This window comes from Streptomyces geranii (genome assembly GCF_002954775.1).
Taxonomy (GTDB): domain Bacteria; phylum Actinomycetota; class Actinomycetes; order Streptomycetales; family Streptomycetaceae; genus Streptomyces; species Streptomyces geranii.
Genome location: NZ_PJME01000004.1, coordinates 443,468 through 457,184, shown reverse-complemented (window position 1 = coordinate 457,184; position 13,717 = coordinate 443,468). Strand labels below are relative to the sequence as shown.

Here is a 13,717-nt window from a genome sequence, read left to right as displayed (position 1 = left end):
CGCAAGCGGTGGACCATGCGCTGGAAAGCACCCCTCAACGCGTTCCAGATCGCCTTCGAGGGTCGCCTGACCCCGAGCAACAACTGACCACTCAACAAACAAGATCAGCCGTTAAATTGACACACCCGCTGCTGTTGCTGGGGTCCAGGAAGAGTTTCCAGAGGGCGGTGATGAGGACCGCCCACTCCGACGCCTGGTTGTCGCCCCTCTGCTGCGCTATCCCCAGGAGGTCGCTGTTCGTCGATTCGAACTCCGGGTTGTTGACGGGGGCGTCGTTGCTGTCCGGGCCCGGGGTCGTCGGTCCTTCCGTGGGCTGGTCCGCCAGTTCCTCGGAGGTGGGCGTCTCCTCCGTGACCTTCAGATCGGCGGCGCCCGCTGTCGGGTTGGGGCAGGTGATGGCGCCTCCGCTTTCCCGGCACACGGGGGCGGGCACCGGCATCGTGACGTCCGAGGCGTTGGGGCCCTCCAGGTACTGGTAGAGGTGGAAGTCCGTGTAGTGATTGGGGGTGTAGAAGATGAAGCCGTTGACGTTGTCCCGGACGATCCGCTCGTCACCGCGGTTCGTGCCCCGGGTCGGCCGGATGTCGATGTCGTACTCCAGGAGCTGCGGCTCCTGCGTCCCGGGGATGTTCCGGATGAACTCGGTGAGATCCCCGGACGCGGCGTCGAGGAAGAAGCCCCCGCGCATGATGAAGCCGACCCGGTTCGTCGCCGTGTTCGTGGGGTCGTTGGGGTCGGTCATGTCGATGCGGTCGGTGCGTCGGCCGAAGGGGAAGCCCCGGCTCATCCAGTAGGCGATCGCGGTGTCCAGTTTCTCCGTCGGGAACTGGAAGACCTTGCCGTCGTCGACGGCGGCGCTCGCCCGCTGTCCCTGGGACGCGGCGAACCACGTTCCGCCGCCCAGCAGTGTCGCCACGGCGAGAAAGAACGCCAGGAACTTCCCGCTGAACCATCGCGAACGGCGTTTGTGCGCACGTCCACCGGACGCCCGTCCAGCGCTGAGGGGTGGGGTCATTTCCATTGCTTGCTCCCTGGATCGTGATCGCCGCGAGGCATCGCATCGGGGTGGGGAGAGAAGCGGTCGACGCCGTGCGAAGGCCGGGCAAGGCGATGCGTACAAGCCTTGCCGCACCAGCCCCGTGAATCACAGCAACCCCACAGGCCACATATTCGGAGAGGGAGCTCTTCCGGTGCCAGGGTCATTTGTCCCAACCGCTGAGTAAATCTTGCTACTTCACGACCAGCCCTGCGGGTCTCCGGCGGGCTCGGACGGCGGGACAGGACCGTAACCAGGGGCTGTGCCCAGAGCACCGCTCGCCGTCGAAATTCCACCGGTTCGCCGACGCTGCAGTTACCACGCACCGACCCGATGGGGAGTCACACAGCGTCGTACCAGGGCTTGTTCTCTGCCCAGTGTCGGACCCATCCTGCAAACCCGGATTCAGCCGTGGTGAATCCGAACTCCGCGCCGAATGGGACGGCCCCGACGTCGCTGATCAGCCAGACGTGCCCTCGGTGGGGCCCGGTGACGACGAGATGCCAGTTCATCGCGCACCCGTCGGTCCCGAGCACGAGCGAGCCGTGGTTGTAGACCTGCTCAAGGACGGCGTCGGCGTCCTCGGCCGGGTCAGGATCGTCCTCCCACATCCATGTCTCGGCCAGCGGAAACGGCCTGCTCAGGTCGCGTTCCTGCGCCTCGCCTCCCCAGTCTTCCGGCAACTCTGCCACCGGCAACAGTCCGTATTCGGGGGGACCGGAGTACGAACTCTCCGTTATCTCAGCGACGAAGGTCCGATATGGCTCAGGCAGCGTGATCCCGTGCTCTGCTTCGAAGGCACGCACTGCTTCCCACCCAAGAGCCGACTCGCCTCCGGCATCGACGTCGAACGCCGCGCGGAGCCCTGCCAGCTCAGCAGGGTCAGCCTGATCAATGTTCATGGGGCATACATACCACTGCGTTCGGACAATGCTTCGCGCGCTGCCCCCAGCCCCCGTTCTGCAGCAAACTCTGATCACACCAGCGTGTCTGGTGTACGTCGAAGAGGCAGCCCCTGGACCGGGCCCAGGAGCGCCTTCGCGGATGGCCTGTGGTCCTCGGCATGATGACCGTCGTGACGAATCAAGTGGCCCTGGAATCCGGGCTCGTGCTGTTCATGCGTGAGTACGAGCAGGCCAACAACGCTCGTGACATCGAGCGGGTCGTGTCGTTCATCGCTGAGGACGCCACGTACTGGTTCTCGGACGGCTCATATCAGGGCATCGGCGAGATCCGCTCCGCGATCGAGAGGACGTTCGCGAAGATCCTCGACGAGGTGTACGAGATCCAGGATCTGGAGTGGCCCGTACTCACCGCGGACGTCGCGGTATGCCGCTATCGGTTTGCCTGGACCGGCGTCGTCGACGGTGAACCGCGTTCTGGCCAGGGTCGGGGCACCAACGCCATCGTGTGGAGGGACGGCTGTTGGAGGATGCTGCATGAGCATCTGAGCTCCTGACCCTTCGGACAGTCTGGTGGAACGACGCTGCACCGGCCCGTATCCATCTGCCGTGGTGCTCAGTGACGCCGGCTCAGCTCAGCTTCCTCCGCCCGAAGGGCGTAGACGGGCCGCCAACTCCTTGATCCCGATGGGGCCCACCCGGCAGCAGCCGCCGACCAGCACCGCTCCGGCGGTGACCCAGGAGGGGGCCAGGTCCGCGATCTCGTCCCGCGTGCCCTGCCAGCTTCGGGCTCGCGGGTCCCAGACGCCGCCGCCGTTGGGGTAGGCGACGCCGGGCAGACCGGCGGTCAGGGCGAGGGCCGGTGCGACCTCGGCGGACGGGGCGCAGTTGACGCCCGTGGCGACGACGGCGGGGCTGCTTCCGGCCAGGGCGAAGGCCTCGGTCAGGGGCTGGCCCGCACTCGTGGTCGTCCCACGGCTGCTGTACGAGAGCCAGGCGGGGATGCCCAGGCCGTCGAGGGCGGTCAACACCGCCTCGGCCTCCCGGATGTCGGGGATGGTCTCGACGGCGAAGACGTCGGGGCCCGCCTCGGCCAGGGCCTCCAGCCGGGGACGGTGAAAGCGCGTCAGTTCGGCCACCGTGAGGCCGTAGTCGCCGCGGTACTCCGAGCCGTCGGCCAGCATCGCGCCGTAGGGTCCCACGGAGGCCGCGACCCAGCCGCTCCCGGCAGCCGCCTCGCGGGCCAGGGTCACACTGCGGCGCAGCAGCGTCGTGGTCTCGGCCCGGGAGATGCCCAGTCGGGCGAAGCCCGGGTACGTGGCCTGGTAGCTCGCGGTGATGGCGACCTGCGCGCCCGCCTCGAAGTAGGCCCGGTGTACGGCCGTGATCGCCTCGGGGGCGTCGCGCAGCAGACCGGCGGACCACAGCACGCCGCCCAGGTCGTGGCCCTGGGCCTCCAGTTCGTTGGACATGCCGCCGTCGAGGACCAGCGGTCCGGCGGCGAGGGCCTCACGGAAGGTCTTCGCACCGTCCCCGGACACCACGCCCCCGCTCACCGCACTCCCGGTCACTGCACCGCTGTTCACTGCACCGCCGGTCACCACGCCCCGGGTCGCCGAACTCCCGGTCGCCGCGCACTCGCTCATCGGACCCCCGGTCACAGCACCCGCTTGACGAAGTCGCGGGTTCGCGGGTGGTCCGGGGCCGTGAGGATCCGCTCCGGCGGGCCGGATTCCAGTACCCGTCCCTCGTCGAAGAAGACGACCTCGTCGGCGACCTCGCGGGCGAAGGCCAGCTCATGGGTGACCACGAGCATCGTCATGCCGTCGGCGGCGAGGCCCCGCATGACGTCCAGGACCTCGCCGACGAGTTCCGGGTCGAGTGCGGAGGTCGGCTCGTCGAACAGCATCAGCTTCGGGCGCATCGCCAGGGCGCGGGCGATGGCCACCCGCTGCTGCTGGCCGCCGGAGAGCTGGGCGGGGTAGGCGTCCCGCCGGTCGGCGAGGCCGACCCGGTCCAGCAGTGCCATCGCCTCGTCGGTGGCCTCGGCCCGGGGCCGGCCCGCGCCTACCGGGCCCTCGACGATGTTGCCGAGTGCCGTCAGGTGCGGGAACAGGTGGAAGCGCTGGAAGACCATGCCGATCTGGCGGCGCTGGCGGGCCACGTCCCGGCGGCGCAGCTCGCGCAGTCCGCGTCCGTAAGGCTCGTACCCGATGGGTTCGCCGTCGACCAGGATCCGGCCGCCGTCGGGCCGCTCCAGGTGGTTGACGCAGCGCAGGAAGGTGGACTTCCCGGACCCGGACGGACCGATCACGCAGGTGACCGTGGCGCGGGGCACGGACAGGTCGACGCCGCGCAGCACCTCTTGTCCGGCGAACGCCTTGCGGACCCCGGTGGCCTGGACCATCATCGGTGGCTGCCCTTCGCGAAGTGACGTTCGAGATAGTGCTGGCCGATGTTGAGGAGAGTGGTGACGGCCAGGTACCAGATGCTGGCGACGATGAGGAGCGGGATCGTCTGGTAGGTCTTGGAGTACACGATCTGTACGGAGTACAGGAGTTCCGTGTAGGCCAGCACGCTCACCAGCGAGGTCGTCTTGAGCATGGAGATGGTCTCGTTGCCGACCGGTGGGATGATCACCCGCATCGCCTGCGGCAGGATGATCCGGCGCAGTGTCCTGGCCCGGGAGAGGCCCAGCGCCTCCGCTGCCTCCGTCTGCCCGTGGTCGACCGAGACGATGCCGGCCCGGATGATCTCGGCGAGGTAGGCGGCCTCGTTGAGGCCGAGGCCCAGCAGGGCCGCCGCGAAGGTGGTGATGACGGTGTTCGCCGGGACGTCGCCGATCGGCGGCAGGAACGGCAGGTGCAGTGACAGCGTCGGGTACAGCGCGGAGATGAAGCCCCAGAACAGCAGCTGTACCAGCAGCGGGGTGCCCCGGAAGAGCCAGATGTAGGCCCAACTGACCGTGCGGGCCACGGTGTTGTCCGACAGCCGCATCAGCGCCAGCGCCACGCCCAGGACGAGCCCGATCGCCATGGCCGCGGCGGTGAGTTCGAGGGTGGTCAGCAGGCCGCTCATGACGGTCCGGCTGAACAGCCACGCACCGACGGTGTCCCAGCCGAAGCGCGGGTTGGTGATCAGCGACTGGACCAGCGCCCCGGCCAGGAGCAGGACCAGGAAGGTCAGGATCCACTGGCCGGGTCTGCGGCGGCGGATGATCGGCAACTCCTCCATCACGAGGCCGCGTTGATCTGGAACTCGTCGAGAGCCCCGGACTCCAGGCCCCACTTGGCGAGGATCTGCCGGTAGCCGCCGGTCGTGCCGAGGCTCTCCAGGGCCGACTTGAGCAGAGCGGTCAGCTCGCTCTTCTTCTGGACCGCGATGCCGAACGGCGCGTTGCCGTAGGAGTCCCCGACGACCTCCAGCTTGCCGCCGGACTGCTTGGCGGCGTAGGCGGCGACCGGGGAGTCGGCGAGGGCGGCGTCGGCGCGGCCACTGGTGACGGCGAGGTTCACACCGGTGCCGTCCGGGAAGGTGCTGACCTTGATCGCCGACTTGCAGGTCTTGGCACGGTCGGGCAGGTCAACCAGCGCCTGGGTGGAACCCTTCGCGACGGCGACGGTCCGGCCGCACAGGGAGTCGTCCTCGGGCTTGAGCGACTTGGGGTTGCCCGCCGGGACCAGCAGCGACGTGCCCGCGTTGAAGTACGTGACGAAGTCGACGACCTTCTCCCGCTCGGCGGTGTCCGTGAAGGAGGAGAGGCCGAGCTGGTACTTGCCCGCCTGCAGCCCCGGGATGATCGAGTCGAAGGGCACGTTGGTGATGGTGACCTTGACGCCGAGGACCGTGCCGAGCGCCCTGGCGAGGTCGGCCTCGGCACCGATGACCGTCTTGTTGTCGGTGTCGAAGAAGTCCATGGGCGGGTAGCTGACGTCGCTGGCGATCGTGATGCCGCTCGCCTTCAGCGCGGCCGGGACCTTGGCGGCGAGTGCGGCGTCCTCCGCGATCGCGGAGGTGGCGGCCGGGGTGCCGGACGACTCGTCGGCCGACCCGGCGGCGGACGGCCCGGCGGGGTCGGCGCAGCCCGCCAGGAGCAGTGTCGCGAAGCCGATGAGGACGAGCGGGCGGAGAGCGGACAAGGGGAACTCCTGGTGGGCCTGACGTGCCGGTGAATGAGTGGAGCGTAAGGCCGGATGCGAAATAATCAAGTGGAGTTGCTCATGCTGCACGTGAGCTGCAATACGACTGCAATACGGCCGCAATGAACAGCGCGGCGTACGGCCCGGGAAGCCCCGCCGGGCGGCGCTATGCTCGGCCTTCGATGACCACCGACAGCAGCCTGAAGCGCGGCCTGGCCGTACTCCGCCTCTTCGCCGAACACCCGCCGCACGACCCGCGCGGGCACACCGCCGCCGAGGTCGCCGCCCTGCTGGGCCGGGAGCGCAGCCAGGTCTCCCGCGTCCTGCGCAGCCTCGAAACCGCCCGCTTCCTGCGCCGCGACCCCGCCTCGCTGCGCTACGCCGTCGCCTGGGAGCTGTACGCACGGGCCCAGCAGGTCACGGAGGCGCGGCTGCGGCGGGACGGCCGTACCGCGCTGGAGGGTGTCGCGGCCGACACCGGGGAGTGCTCCTACCTGGGAGTCCTGCGGGGCGCCAGCTCAGTGACGATCCTGGAGGCGATGCCGCCGGCCCTGTCCTCGTTCGTGTCCTGGGTGGGCCGCGGCTATCCCGCCTACTGCAGCGACGCCGGGCAGGCACTGCTGTTCGACGCCGACCGTCCCGAGATAGAGGCCGTCTTCGCGCGCACCGCCTTCGTCCGGCACGGCCCCAACACCCCGGCCGATCTGGAGGACTTCCTGGCCCGGCTCGACGCGGCCCGGCGACGGGGGTACACGGTCGTCGACCAGGAGGCCGAGCCCGGCCTGTACTCGCTCGCCGCCCCGGTCAGGGACTTCCGGGGCGAGATCGTCGCGGCCGTCCAGGTCGTCGGCCCCCGCCACCGTCTGGAGCCCGCCACGACGTCCTGCGCCGAGTCGGTGGTCCGCTGGAGCGCCTGGCTGACCGCCGCCCTGCGCTCGGCGGACCCAGACTCGGACCCAGGCCCGGGCTCCGGAGACTGATACTCAGCCGAGCAGGGGCGCCAACTGCGCCGCCGCGCCGCCGATCGCCGCGACCAGCTCGTCCCGGTCGTCCCTGACCGCCGCATGCGGCACGACCACGCTGACCGCCGCCACGATGACTCCGCGCGGGTCCCGCACCGGCGCGGCGACCTCCAGCACGTCCTCGTCGTACTCGCTCTCGCACACCGCGACCCCTCGCGCGGCGTCGGCGGTGACCCGTGCCAGCAGATCGTCCACCGACCGGGGTGCGTACGGACCGCCCGCCCCGATGAAGTCCTCGCCGCCCAGCAACTCGGCGACCTCCTCCCGGGAGTGGCCGAACAGCAGTGCCCGCCCGGCACCGGTGCACCAGACCGGCGTCAGCCGCCCCGCCCGCGCCCAGGAGAACTCGGCCCAGGCGGCCAGCTCGGCCCGCACCGAGAGCACCATCGCCCCGCAGAGCACGTCCACGTACGCGCACGCCCCGAACCGGACCACCAACTCCCGCAGCAGCGCCCGGCTCCGCACCCCCCACGGACCGCCCTCCCCCGCGACAGTCAGCAGCTCCGCCCCGGCGCGGAACTCGTGGCCACCCCGGGCGAGCACACCGGAGTCGACGAGATCCCGCAGCAGCCGCGACGTCTGCCCCTTGTCCAGCCCGCCCTCCTCGGCGAGCCGCACCACACCCGGCCCGCCACGCGGGTCGAGTTCCCCGCGGACCACGCGCTCCACCAGTGCGAGCCCCCGGGGCAGCGCCCCCATCACCACGTCCACCCGCCGGATCCTACCGGCCGAGGCTGATCACAACGGGCGGCTCACACCCCGGTGCCGACCGACCAGGACAACCGGCTAACGTTGAATGCCCTTCGGCCGCGCGGCCCTCGACGCGACCACCGCCGCCGCCCGCGCCTGGCTGTGGACCGCGCATACCGCCGTCCCGCTGACCGACGCGTCCCCCGTCGTCACGCACATCGCCTGGCCCGCGCACAGCCGCTCCCTCGCCCTCGCCGGGCTGGTCCGTGAACCCTGCGCTCCCCGGACGCCGGCTCTTCCCCCGCCGCGCGTCACCGGCGAAGTGCGCGGTTCCCACCGACGTGACATGGCGGGCGTCGCGGTCGCGTGCCGCGGCTGTCGCTCAGAGGTGGTCGTCCAGGAGTTTCCGTGCCTCGGTGGTGGTCACGGGCCCGGTGCCGTGCGCCACCATCTGCCCCTCCTTCAGCAGGACGTAGGACGGGGCTCCGGTGATCCCGTATCGCTCGGTTGCCGCCGGGCAGCGTGTGATGTCGGCGCGGACGGTCGTCAGGCGGCCCGTGTAGTCGTCGGCGATGCCGCCCACGACCAGGTCCATCACCCGGCAGGGCTCGATCGCCTTGGGCCATGTCCCGGTGAAGTACGCGAGGACCGGGACTGCGCTCATCCCGAGGATGAAATCGAACTCCGCGTCCTCACGGGGGCGGTGAACCCGATTCGTCATGAAGCTCCTGATCTCACGTTCCGTCGTTCCGTCCCCATCATCCCTCGTTCGGTGTGCGCGGTCGGCCTTCCTGTCAGCCCGCGCGGAGGGCGACCGCCAGGGTCAGTTCGAGGACCCGGTGGGGTGATGCGAGGTCCGGGAACAGTTCCCGCAGCTGCGTCATCCGGTAGCGGACCGTCTGGGGGTGGACGAACAGCGCCGCCGCCACCTCGTCCCGTCTGCCCTGGTGCAGCAGCCACTCCCGCAGCGTCTCCTCCAGGCGCCGGGCGGTCGCGGCGGGCAGGGTCCGCAGCGGTGCGAGGGCCCGGGCGCGCAGGTCCGCGAGTGCGTCCGCGTCCGCGCTCAGTACCAGTTCGGGCAGGTGGTCCTCGGTGTCGCGGATGTCGGAGGAGAGGGCGCGTGCGCGTACGGCTCGTGCGTACGAGGCGGACGCTCGGGTCCATGGGCGGGCCGGGCCGGTCACGGCGGCGCGGTCGGTCAGTTGGCGCAGGACGTGTGGTCGGTCGGCGTCGGGGACGAGCAGTACGCCGGTGGCGTCCGGGAGGTCGTCGAGGACGAGGGTGTTCGGGTCGAGGGTGCGGTAGGCGGGCCGGGCCTGGGCGGCGGGCAGCAGGACCGCGGTCAGGGAGACCGGGGGCTGCCATCCGGCCCGTTGGGCGGAGGCGAGCAGTACGTCCGGGCCCGCACCGGCGAGGAGGTCGCGGGCCAGGTGTTCCAGGTGGCGTTCCTGGGCCCGGCCCCGGGCGGCCAGTTCGTCGGCGTGGCCCGCGGCGCTCGCGGCGGAGAGTTCGTCGATGTAGGCGAAGGTCAGCTCGGCGAACTTGGCGACCTCGGCGGCGGGCAGACCCGCGGGTACGGCGCCCGCCGCCAGGCAGCGCCAGGCCACGCGGGCGCCGACGCGGTAGGCGCCGAGCAGGGCGTCCATCGAGCGGCCGTCGCGCACCTCGCCGCGGCCCAGCTCGTACGCCGCGTCACCGGCGTCACCTCCCGTGGCCTTGCCGCTCGCGAGGTCCAGGTAGTGTCCCAGGGCGGTGCGGACGGCCCGGCGGATGGTGGCGCCCATCCGGCCCGAGAGGGCGTTGGCGTAGGGCGGGACCTCGTCGATGATCGCCTCGACGACCTCGTCGGCGGTGCTCCGCAGCGCGGCCCGAAGTACGGTGACCGTCGTCTCATCCAGGGCCAGTTCGCCGGCCCTGCGGGTTACATGGCTCACGTTTTGTTCCCTGCGAACAATTCAGTCGACCAGATTCACGCCCTACGGACAGGACTTTACGCCCTGAGGCGCAGCAAGCTGAAGTCATGACGAGTACAGCCCTTCGCAGCCGGGCGTGGAAACTGCTGGAGACGGTCACGACGCCGCTCCTGCCGTCGGACTATCTCGACCTGGTCAGCCCGCTGCGTGCCGGCGCCGACCTGCGTGGGCGCATCGAGGCCGTGCACCCCGAGACGGGTGACGCCGCGACCGTCGTGATCAGACCGGGACGGGGCTGGCGCGGCCACACGGCCGGCCAGTACGTGCGGGTCGGGGTCGACGTCGACGGGGTGCGCCTGTGGCGTGCCTACTCCCTGACCTCGCCGACCGACCGCAAGGACGGCCGCATCACGATCACCGTGAAGGCGATCCCGGACGGCAAGGTCAGCAACCACCTGGTCCGCGGGGCGAAACCGGGCACGCTGATCCAGCTCGACCAGCCGACCGGTGACTTCGTGCTGCCGCGGGCCACGCCCGCCAAGGTGCTCTACCTGACGGCCGGCAGCGGCATCACGCCCGTGATGGGCATGCTGCGCGACACCGGGTTCGACGACGTCGTCATGGTCCACTGCGCGCCCCGGCCGCAGGACGTGATCTTCCGCAGCGAACTGCACGACCTGGTCGCGGACAAGAAGCTGCGGCTCACCGAGGTGCACACCGACACGGACGGCAAGCTCGACATCGCCCGGCTCGACGAACTCGTGCCCGACTGGGCCGAGCGCGAGACCTGGGCCTGCGGGCCCACGGGCCTGCTCGACGCCGCCGAGGAGCACTGGACCGCACACGGCGTACGGGAGCGGCTGCACACCGAACGCTTCCGCCCCAGCGTCGTCGTGACCGGCGACGGCGGCGAGGTCACCTTCAGCACCACCGGCAAGACCGTCGACGCGGACGGCGCCACACCGCTGCTGGACATCGGCGAGGAGGCCGGCGTGCTCATGCCGTCCGGCTGCCGCATGGGCATCTGCTTCGGCTGCGTCACCCCGCTCAAGGCGGGCGCCGTACGCGACCTGCGCACCGGCGAGATCACCGAGGCCGAGCCGGGCGTACTCATCCAGACCTGCGTGTCCGCCGCGGCGGGCCCCTGCGACATCGAACGGTAGGAACACCTTGACCGCCATCGACCCCACCGCACACCTGTCCGCGGAGCAGATCGAGGAGCTCGGGCGCGAGCTGGACGCGATCCGCGACGAGGTGATCGCCGACCGCGGCGAGAAGGACGCCGCCTACATCCGCAAGGTCATCGCGGCGCAGCGCAAGCTCGAACTGGTCAGCAGGGGCGTACTGCTGTTCTCGTTCTTCCCGCCCGCGTGGATCATCGGCACCGCCGGGCTGTCCGTGGCGAAGATCATGGACAACATGGAGATCGGCCACAACATCCTGCACGGCCAGTGGGACTGGATGCGGGACCCGAAGATCCACTCCACCACCTGGGAGTGGGACCACGTCTCGCCGGCCGACCAGTGGAAGCACTCGCACAACGAGCTGCACCACACGTACACCAACGTGATCGGCAAGGACAACGACCTCGGCTACGGCATCATGCGCGTCGACGAGGACCAGCGGTGGCACCCCTTCCACCTCGGTCAGCCGCTGTGGAACTTCCTCAACGCCTGCTTCTTCGAGTACGGCATCGCGGCGTACGACCTTGAGCTGGGCAAGAACCTGCACAAGCGCCGCCGCAAGAGCCCGGAGTTCCGTGCGCGGGTCAAGGCCGTGGGCCGCAAGATCCGCAAGCAGGTGCTCAAGGACTACGTGATCCACCCGCTGCTGTCGGGCCCGTCGTTCCTCACCACCCTCGCCGCCACGTTCACCGCGAACCTGGTCCGCAACCTCTGGACCCACTCCGTGATCATGTGCGGGCACTTCCCCGAGGGCGTGCAGGTCTTCGAGCGCCGGTCGATCAAGGGCGAGACGCGCGGCCAGTGGTACCTGCGCCAGATGATGGGCTCGGCGAACATCAGCGGCAGCAAGGCCATGCACTTCATGTCCGGCAACCTCTCCCACCAGATCGAGCACCACCTCTTCCCCGACCTGCCGAGCAACCGGTACGCCGAGGTCGCGGTGAAGGTGCGCGCACTGTTCGAGAAGTACGAGCTGGAGTACGTCACCGGGCCGCTGCCCAAGCAGGTGTTCTCCGCGTGGCACAAGGTCTTCCGCCTCTCGCTGCCGAACAAGAAGCCCAAGGTCAAGACGCCGGACAGCAAGCAGGAACTCGTCGCGGCCTGATCCCCGGCGGCGGTTCGGATCGGGGGCGGCCGGCTCGCCTCCGCTCTCACTCCACGAGCAGGACGAGTTTTCCGCGTACGGTGCCGGCTTCGCCGACGCGGTGGGCCTCGGCCACCTCCGTCAGGGGGGAAGGTCCGGCCGACCTCGACGGCGAACCGGCCCGCTTCGGCCAGTCGCGCGACGTCGGCCAGTGCGTAGGTGGCCCGGCCGGTGTCGCCCCGGCTGAAGCGGACACCGGTCTGTCGTGCGCCGGCGAAGTCGGCGACCGTGATCACGTGTTCGGGGCGTCCGGCGAGGTCCACCAGGTCGGGCAGGACACCGTTGCCTGCCACGTCCAGCGCGAGGTCCACGCCCGGCGGCGTGAGCGCCCGTACCCGCTCGGGCATTCCGTCGCCGTACGCCACCGGCTCGACGCCGAGCGAGCGGAGGGTGTCGTGGGTGGCGGGGCTCGCCGTGCCGATGACGCGTGCGCCGCGCCGCACGGCGAGCTGGACGGCGGCGCTCCCGACGCTGCCGGACGCCCCGTTGACGAGCACCGTGCAGCCCGCCGCGACGCCGAGTTGGTCGAGTGCCCGTGCCGCGGTCTCGGCCGCCGCCGGGATCGCCGCCGCTGTCGCGTGGTCGAGCGAGGCCGGGAGCGGGGCCCAGTGGGACAGCACGGCCAGCTCCGCCTGGGCGGCTCCGTAGGGCGAGGCCCCGAAGACCCGGTCGCCGACCGCGACGCCCGAGACACCGTCGCCGATCTCGTCGACGATGCCCGCGGCCTCGTAACCCAGGGTCTGCGGCAGTTCCCGGTCCAGCAGGCCCTGGCGCTTCTTCCAGTCACTGGCGTTGATCCCGGCGGCACGGACCCTGATACGTATCTCTCCGGCGCGGGGGCGGGGATCGGGCAGGTCGACGATTTCGAGAACCTCCGGGCCGCCGAACCGGCTGAACCGTACTGCTCTCATGACGCACTCCTTCCGGGGAAGGAGTGGCGGATCGTCCGAATACCGCGTGTGCGCGCGCTCACCGGCCGGTTCTTCTCGCCCGGCACCCGGAGCGCGTTTCTACTCCGATGCGTCCATCCTACGATCCCCTCGCATCGGCTCGGTTCGTGGTCGGGGCGCCCGTCTCCGTGCGGGGATCGTGCGGCGCTGGGGGTCTACGTGACTCATTCGCCGAGCAGAAGCGGTCGCGGATGTGGTGCCATCCGACTTTTCCATGACCGTGTCGGTCGGTAGCGGAACAACAGGAGTGCCGGACGCCAGTCCTACGTAAGGTCCCGGGTCATTGGTGAGGAGGGCGACGACGCCCGGGCCTCGCAGCGGCACGGAGGAGATGCTGGTATGAGCAATGTGGAGATCTGCCTCAAGGAGATCATGACTTCGATCGAGGGCGCCTTAGGAACGGCTCTCGTCGACTACACCAGCGGTATGGCGCTGGGCACGCTCGGCGGTGGCAAGGATCTCGACCTGACCATCGCGGCGGCGGGCAACACGGACGTGATCCGGGCCAAGACCCGCACCATGGAACACCTCGGGCTCAAGGGCGAGATCGAGGACATCCTGATCACACTCGGCAGCCAGTACCACGTCCTCCGGCCGCTCAAGGGCCGTGGCGGCAACGGTCTGTTCCTCTACCTGGTGCTCGACAAGGGCAAGTCGAACCTCGCGATGGCCCGCCACCAGCTCAGGAGTGTCGAGGGCCAGCTGGACGTGTAGAAGGCGGCGAATTCCACAGCCCC

The 13,717-nt window shown here is 70.1% G+C and carries 14 protein-coding genes and 2 pseudogenes; 6 read left to right on the top strand and 10 right to left on the bottom strand.

Annotated features, from left to right (window positions below; translation table 11 throughout):
• Positions 1-91: 91 nt before the first annotated feature.
• Entirely contained in the window at positions 92-916 is an 825-nt protein-coding gene (locus CW359_RS08955; protein ID WP_105969231.1) for a hypothetical protein, read from the bottom strand.
• 461 nt (positions 917-1,377) lie between these two features.
• Complete coding sequence (locus CW359_RS08950; RefSeq protein ID WP_105969230.1) at positions 1,378-1,938, bottom strand: SMI1/KNR4 family protein; 561 nt, start codon at positions 1,936-1,938, stop codon at positions 1,378-1,380.
• A gap of 173 nt (positions 1,939-2,111) precedes the next feature.
• Between CW359_RS08950 and CW359_RS08945 the strand changes: the two genes are divergently transcribed.
• Positions 2,112-2,495: a YybH family protein gene (locus tag CW359_RS08945; protein ID WP_232838306.1), complete on the top strand. Its 384-nt coding sequence runs from the start codon at positions 2,112-2,114 to the stop codon at positions 2,493-2,495.
• Between the two features lie 78 nt (positions 2,496-2,573).
• Here CW359_RS08945 and mmuM read toward each other — a convergent pair whose 3' ends face one another.
• The 4 genes from mmuM to CW359_RS08925 are packed head-to-tail and all read right to left on the bottom strand — an operon-like array spanning position 2,574 to position 6,077.
• Positions 2,574-3,584, bottom strand: a complete 1,011-nt coding sequence (gene mmuM / locus CW359_RS08940; protein ID WP_105969229.1) for a homocysteine S-methyltransferase — start codon at positions 3,582-3,584, stop codon at positions 2,574-2,576.
• 11 nt (positions 3,585-3,595) lie between these two features.
• Positions 3,596-4,345, bottom strand: a complete 750-nt coding sequence (locus tag CW359_RS08935; RefSeq protein ID WP_105969228.1) for an amino acid ABC transporter ATP-binding protein — start codon at positions 4,343-4,345, stop codon at positions 3,596-3,598.
• The gene (locus CW359_RS08930) at positions 4,345-5,172 is read right to left on the bottom strand and encodes an amino acid ABC transporter permease (RefSeq protein ID WP_105969227.1); all 828 of its coding nucleotides are present in this window, start codon (positions 5,170-5,172) and stop codon (positions 4,345-4,347) included. Before CW359_RS08930 ends, CW359_RS08935 begins: the two co-directional genes overlap by 1 nt.
• Entirely contained in the window at positions 5,172-6,077 is a 906-nt protein-coding gene (locus tag CW359_RS08925; protein WP_198655140.1) for an ABC transporter substrate-binding protein, read from the bottom strand. Before CW359_RS08925 ends, CW359_RS08930 begins: the two co-directional genes overlap by 1 nt.
• 182 nt (positions 6,078-6,259) lie before the next feature.
• On the opposite strand from CW359_RS08925, the gene CW359_RS08920 reads away from it, so the two are divergent.
• On the top strand, positions 6,260-7,057 hold the full coding sequence (locus CW359_RS08920; RefSeq protein WP_105969226.1) for an IclR family transcriptional regulator: 798 nt from the start codon (positions 6,260-6,262) through the stop codon (positions 7,055-7,057).
• Positions 7,058-7,060: 3 nt separating this feature from the next.
• On the opposite strand, the gene CW359_RS08915 is transcribed toward CW359_RS08920, so the two are convergent.
• The gene (locus CW359_RS08915) at positions 7,061-7,810 is read right to left on the bottom strand and encodes an IclR family transcriptional regulator domain-containing protein (RefSeq protein WP_105969225.1); all 750 of its coding nucleotides are present in this window, start codon (positions 7,808-7,810) and stop codon (positions 7,061-7,063) included.
• Positions 7,811-7,934: 124 nt separating this feature from the next.
• Between CW359_RS08915 and CW359_RS46360 the strand changes: the two are divergent.
• Positions 7,935-8,057: pseudogene (locus tag CW359_RS46360) on the top strand (LysR family transcriptional regulator); the annotation flags it as partial.
• A 114-nt stretch (positions 8,058-8,171) separates the two neighbouring features.
• On the opposite strand, the gene CW359_RS08905 reads toward CW359_RS46360, so the two are convergent.
• Positions 8,172-8,510 carry a thioredoxin family protein gene (locus CW359_RS08905; RefSeq protein ID WP_105969224.1) on the bottom strand — a complete coding sequence of 113 codons (339 nt, stop codon included), beginning with the start codon at positions 8,508-8,510 and terminating at the stop codon, positions 8,172-8,174.
• 73 nt (positions 8,511-8,583) lie between these two features.
• Positions 8,584-9,723 carry a PucR family transcriptional regulator gene (locus tag CW359_RS08900; protein WP_105969223.1) on the bottom strand — a complete coding sequence of 380 codons (1,140 nt, stop codon included), beginning with the start codon at positions 9,721-9,723 and terminating at the stop codon, positions 8,584-8,586.
• Between the two features lie 86 nt (positions 9,724-9,809).
• Between CW359_RS08900 and CW359_RS08895 the strand changes: the two genes are divergently transcribed.
• Together CW359_RS08895 and CW359_RS08890 are read left to right on the top strand one after the other, a co-directional pair.
• Positions 9,810-10,865 carry a ferredoxin reductase gene (locus CW359_RS08895; protein WP_105969222.1) on the top strand — a complete coding sequence of 352 codons (1,056 nt, stop codon included), beginning with the start codon at positions 9,810-9,812 and terminating at the stop codon, positions 10,863-10,865.
• Positions 10,866-10,872: 7 nt separating this feature from the next.
• A complete protein-coding gene (locus tag CW359_RS08890; RefSeq protein ID WP_105969221.1) occupies positions 10,873-11,991 on the top strand; it encodes a fatty acid desaturase family protein in 1,119 nt (372 codons plus the stop codon).
• A gap of 46 nt (positions 11,992-12,037) precedes the next feature.
• Here CW359_RS08890 and CW359_RS08885 read toward each other — a convergent pair.
• Positions 12,038-12,941 (bottom strand): annotated as a pseudogene (locus CW359_RS08885) (NADP-dependent oxidoreductase).
• A 378-nt stretch (positions 12,942-13,319) separates the two neighbouring features.
• On the opposite strand from CW359_RS08885, the gene CW359_RS08880 reads away from it, so the two are divergent.
• Complete coding sequence (locus CW359_RS08880; RefSeq protein WP_105969220.1) at positions 13,320-13,694, top strand: hypothetical protein; 375 nt, start codon at positions 13,320-13,322, stop codon at positions 13,692-13,694.
• Positions 13,695-13,717: the final 23 nt, after the last annotated feature.

Coding starts and splice junctions, on each gene's coding strand:
- CW359_RS08880 (WP_105969220.1), top strand. CDS start 13,320: ATGAGCAATGTGGAGATCTGCCTCAAGGAGATCATGACTTCGATCGAG.
- mmuM (WP_105969229.1), bottom strand. CDS start 3,584: ATGAGCGAGTGCGCGGCGACCGGGAGTTCGGCGACCCGGGGCGTGGTG.
- CW359_RS08950 (WP_105969230.1), bottom strand. CDS start 1,938: ATGAACATTGATCAGGCTGACCCTGCTGAGCTGGCAGGGCTCCGCGCG.
- CW359_RS08920 (WP_105969226.1), top strand. CDS start 6,260: ATGACCACCGACAGCAGCCTGAAGCGCGGCCTGGCCGTACTCCGCCTC.
- CW359_RS08905 (WP_105969224.1), bottom strand. CDS start 8,510: ATGACGAATCGGGTTCACCGCCCCCGTGAGGACGCGGAGTTCGATTTC.
- CW359_RS08895 (WP_105969222.1), top strand. CDS start 9,810: ATGACGAGTACAGCCCTTCGCAGCCGGGCGTGGAAACTGCTGGAGACG.
- CW359_RS08935 (WP_105969228.1), bottom strand. CDS start 4,345: ATGGTCCAGGCCACCGGGGTCCGCAAGGCGTTCGCCGGACAAGAGGTG.
- CW359_RS08930 (WP_105969227.1), bottom strand. CDS start 5,172: ATGGAGGAGTTGCCGATCATCCGCCGCCGCAGACCCGGCCAGTGGATC.